The following is a 4,409-nucleotide window of genomic DNA, read 5'->3' on the forward strand; positions in this document are numbered from 1 at the left end:
AGACAATCGAGCCAATCGTAAGCATCAAATGTGCCTCCTCAAGACCATATGCGCGCGTCGGTGACATGGACGCAGCGCGGTTAGGACATACGGATATTTCCAAGCGACAGGACTCTTGAGAGAGTGCCGTGCCGCGAAAGGGATCGCGCCGACAATAGACAGACCCGATTGACATCGTGATGATCGGTCAGCGCGGTTGCGGGCCTGTCAATCCCAAGGCCAGCGTGATGTCGTTAATGATCCCCAGTCGCGCTTCGATCACCGCGATTTTCTCGGGCGTATCGGCACCAAAAGCCTCGATATCGATGAACAATTGCTCGCAGCCGCCTGGCGTGACCGTGCCGAACATCTGGCCGGGTTCGTCGCCTATGTTTCGCCAACTATGCGGTACATGTGGCGGCAGAACGACAACGGTTCCCACAGGCGAGTCGAACGCCTCGTTGCCGCATTGGAATCGATAGAGACCGCGAATGACCCGAAAGACTTCGATCTCCCGGGTGTGCGTGTGCGGGGCCGGACCATGACCCGGCGGCGTGAAGGTTTCCCACATCCCGAACGCGCCGCCGGTCTCGGCGGCCGTGGCATGGATGACGATCCTCGCGCCGAAGGGCGTCTTCGCCACGCGCTCCTTGCCGGGCAAAGAGACGACGGCATTCCTGAAACTTGACATATCCACCTCCCCCTCGATTGCATTCTTTGGGCGGAGCGCTGCGCTCACCCTTGCGGCACCGGCTCATTGAGCATCGCTTCGATATTATATCCGTCGGGGTCGAGAACGAAGCAGGCATAATAGTTCTCTTCATATTCCGGCCGCGGGCCGGGCGCGCCGTTGTCCCGGGCGCCGGCTTCGAGCGCGGCCCGATAAAACGCCTCGACCTCCGCCCTGCTCCGAACCCGGAAGGCAAACGCGTCAGAGGCGGCTTGTCGTCGGTGTCCTGGATCTCGAACAGGCTGCCGCCGACATCGAAGGCCCAGAACACGCCCTCCTTCCCGAAGGAGAGGCGATAACCGAGGGGTTCGAAAGCGCGTTCGTAGAACAATTTGCTCTTATCAAGGTCACTTACTGCCATTGTGATATGATCGATCATGCCGTGCCTTCCCTATCGTTCCAGCGTCTCATCATAGTTGAATCCCGGCAGCGGAAAAACAGACGAAGCCCCGGATATACTGCGAATGCCGGCCGCTATGAGCTTTTTCCGGCCGCTCGACATCAGCCGACACGTCCGCGCAGTCGAACATTCCGACTATCGCATCGACATCAACTTCGTCATCAGCCCTGCTTTGACTTCGAGCACAGGTCGATTGACTTGGGGATGGCCGATATCATCCCGGGGATAACCGATGTCCCTCAACTGGTCGGGCGTCAGATCTGCCAATGCCTTCCGTCTTGCGACGCTCCGCTGCCACTTCCTCAGTGCAGCGACGATGATTGCCACGCTGTTCGGCCTGAACCCGAACAACTGTCCTTTCCGCGCACTGATGCCGATGTGAGTTTCCGTGTGAGCCATTTTCAGTCTCCCATTTGTGAGATTTGCAAGTGGGAGCCTGACACGCGGGCGTATTCCGGCTGTTCGGTTCAGCGTGAACGGCCAGGAAAACCTCGACAAGCCGCCGCTAAATCGGTGTTAAATCTATCTGCCGAAATGCTATTCTGCGGTGGCGGTCTAAATCTGGGAGACGATCTTTGCGCATCAGGTTGCTGGGTGGCCTTGAAGTGATGTCCCGGGAGCACCGGCAAATCCGCTTCACCACGCGCAAGACGTCACTTCTTTTTGCTGCCCTGGTGCTTGCAGGCGGCCGCGGCCATCGCAGGGAACTGCTTTCCGAAGCCTTCTGGCCAGGACGAAGCAATGGGCAGGCCCGCAACAGCCTGCGCCAGGCGCTGGTCGATATTAGGCGATCGTTCCCGGCCGGCGGGGATGCCCCCGTCTACATCGACGGGGACCAGGAAACCGTCGCGCTGATAACAGGTCCGGATGAAGCGGACATTTCGGTCTTCGACCGCAAACTGGAGGCAGGCCGGACCGCCGATCTCGCCTTCGCCGCCGATCTCTACCGCGGTGAGGTGCTTGCAGGCGAGGCCATTCCGGACGAACTGGATGAGTGGTTTGGACCTTACCAGAGCACATATCAACGCAAGGCGCTGCAACTGGTGGAGCGGCTGAGCCAAGCGCTTTCCGAGCCGGGCTCCGCGGAAGAATCGGCCTGCGAAGGGCTGGCTGAGAGGCTGCTCGCTGCGGACCCGACCGTGGAGGCCGCCCATCGGGCGCTGATGCAGATCCACGCTCTGAGGGGCCACGAAAACGCGGCTCTGCGCCAGTACGAAGCCTGCCGGGCGCTCTTGAAGAAGCATCTTCAGGCTGAACCAGAAGCACAGACGTCCTCCCTGGTAGCTTCGTTGCAATCGCGGCAGGGACCCGGACATCCGCGGAGCGCACCGGCCGCCGACGTCGGAGCGCAGCCGCAGGTCTTCCCCGCCCCGGCGAAGCATCACGACCGGCCATCGGTTGCGGTCCTGCCATTTCAGAATTTGAGCGGCGACGCGGAGCAGGAATATTTTGCCGACGGCATCGTCGAGGACATCACCATCGCGCTTGCTCAATTCCGCCATCTCTACGTCATCGCCCGGAATTCGAGCTTCACCTACAAAGGTCAGGCGGTCGATATAAAGCAGGTCGGGCGTGAGCTGGACGTACGCTATGTGGTCGAAGGAAGTGTGCGCCGCACCGGTGACCGTCTGCGCATTGCCGGGCAGCTCATCGACACGTCGACCGGTATACATCTTTGGGCCGATCGTTTTGACGGAACCCTGGCGAATGTCTTTGATCTTCAGGATCAGGTCGCCTCGAGCATCGTCGGCGCCATAACGCCGAAAGTGGAGGAGGCTGAGATCGAGCGTGCCAAACGCAAGCCGACCGAGAGCCTCGACGCTTACGACTACTATCTCCGCGGCCTGGCGGCCTTCGACCGGACGGTCACCAACCGATCAGTCATCGACGAGGCCCTGCGGCTTTTCAGGGAGGCGATCGAGCGTGACCCGGAATTCGCCATAGCCCATGCCCGGGCGGCACGCTGCTACGCCACACGAAAGAGCAATGGCTGGATGCTCAATCCCGCAGACGAGACGGCCGAAGCGACCCGGCTGGCCCGGAGAGCGGTCGAACTCGGCTGGGACGATGCGGTTGCGCTCACCTACGGCGGATATGTTATCGGTTATGTCGGCGGCGACCTCGATGACAGTGCGGCCTGCATTGATCGCGCACTCTTCCTCAACCCGAATCTGGCGGCTGCGCTCGGCGTCAGCAGCTGGGTGAAGGCCTGCTTGGGCGAACCTGATAAGGCCGTTGAACACGCTACACTTGCCATGCGTCTCAGCCCTTTGGATCCGCGCCTGTTTGCCTGGCAGTTCAACATCGGTCTCGCGCATTTTTGCGCCGGCCACTATGACGATGCTGCCGCCTGGGCAGGAAAATCGCTACACCACCAGCCGAACTACCCGAGCGCCATGCGCGTGATGGGGGCGAGCCAGGCCATGGCCGGGCGGCTTGTGCAAGCCCGCGAAACGATCGCCCGCCTGTGCCTGATGGACCCCGCCCTCCGGCTTTCCAATCTCGCCGACGTGCTCCCGCCATTTCGGCGACCGGACGATCGTCATCGATATATCGAGGCTCTCAGGATGGCGGGACTGCCGGAGTAGCTGCCGTTTCAGCGGCTTCTTCAGAACGAAAGGGACCATGGCCGGGCTATTACCGACCCCCTATCGGCTAATTGCGAAACGATGCTGCTTCGTGCGAAAATGCCGCGCGATTGGATCACACGGGTGAAGTTCTCGTTCTCACCGGGCCGCCTGGCTCCGGGAAAACTACCACGGCAGAGGCGCTCGCCCCGCGAGCCCGGCTCGCCGAAGGTTCATCTTCATTCCGACGACTTCTGGCATTTCATCAAGAACGGCGTGATCCCGCCCTATCTGCCGGAAGCGCATGAACAGAATGTCGTTGTCGTCGACGTGTTGACGAAGGCGGCGGCAGGCTATTTCGTCGTCGTCGACGGCATCGTCGGGCCGTGGTTCCTGGAACCGTTCCCGAAAATCGCGGCACCCCTCCACTACGTAGTCCTGCGTCCGCCGCTCGATGTCGCCATTCGGCGCTGCCGGGAGCGCGGCGGCGACACGCTGACCGATCCCGGCCCTATTGCCGCGCTCCATCAGCAATTCTCGTCACTTGGCCCGTTCGAGCAACATGTCGTCTCGACGAAGGGGCACGACAGGGAAGACACGTTGCGCACGGTGATCGAGGCTATGCGCAGCGGCGCGTTTCGCCTGGCGTCATAACGCAAGACCTTCAGCTTTTCGCGCAAGCGGCAGACACCGCCGGGATCCTCTTACCCGATCCCGGTTCGTCCCCCTCCGA

At 61.3% G+C, this 4,409-nt stretch carries 3 protein-coding genes and 2 pseudogenes; 2 read left to right on the plus strand and 3 right to left on the minus strand.

What is annotated here, in order from left to right:
- Positions 1-187: 187 nt before the first annotated feature.
- The 3 genes and pseudogenes from FY112_RS01330 to FY112_RS38540 all read right to left on the minus strand — a co-directional run bounded on the left by FY112_RS01330 (position 188) and on the right by FY112_RS38540 (position 1,508).
- Positions 188-670 carry a cupin domain-containing protein gene (locus tag FY112_RS01330; protein WP_051077386.1) on the minus strand — a complete coding sequence of 161 codons (483 nt, stop codon included), beginning with the start codon at positions 668-670 and terminating at the stop codon, positions 188-190.
- 44 nt (positions 671-714) lie between these two features.
- Positions 715-1,088, minus strand: a pseudogene (locus FY112_RS01335) (VOC family protein).
- Between the two features lie 156 nt (positions 1,089-1,244).
- Positions 1,245-1,508, minus strand: coding sequence for a DUF1127 domain-containing protein (locus FY112_RS38540; RefSeq protein ID WP_017961045.1), 264 nt, complete (start codon positions 1,506-1,508; stop codon positions 1,245-1,247).
- A 176-nt stretch (positions 1,509-1,684) separates the two neighbouring features.
- Between FY112_RS38540 and FY112_RS01345 the strand changes: the two genes are divergently transcribed.
- Together FY112_RS01345 and FY112_RS01350 are read left to right on the plus strand one after the other, a co-directional pair.
- Entirely contained in the window at positions 1,685-3,697 is a 2,013-nt protein-coding gene (locus FY112_RS01345) for a BTAD domain-containing putative transcriptional regulator (RefSeq protein ID WP_151517449.1), read from the plus strand.
- A 110-nt stretch (positions 3,698-3,807) separates the two neighbouring features.
- Positions 3,808-4,330, plus strand: a pseudogene (locus tag FY112_RS01350) (AAA family ATPase).
- Positions 4,331-4,409: the final 79 nt, after the last annotated feature.

This window comes from Rhizobium sp. PEPV16, from assembly GCF_008919455.1.
Lineage (GTDB): Bacteria > Pseudomonadota > Alphaproteobacteria > Rhizobiales > Rhizobiaceae > Rhizobium > Rhizobium leguminosarum_Q.

Coding starts and splice junctions, on each gene's coding strand:
- FY112_RS01330 (WP_051077386.1), bottom strand. CDS start 670: ATGTCAAGTTTCAGGAATGCCGTCGTCTCTTTGCCCGGCAAGGAGCGC.
- FY112_RS38540 (WP_017961045.1), bottom strand. CDS start 1,508: ATGGCTCACACGGAAACTCACATCGGCATCAGTGCGCGGAAAGGACAG.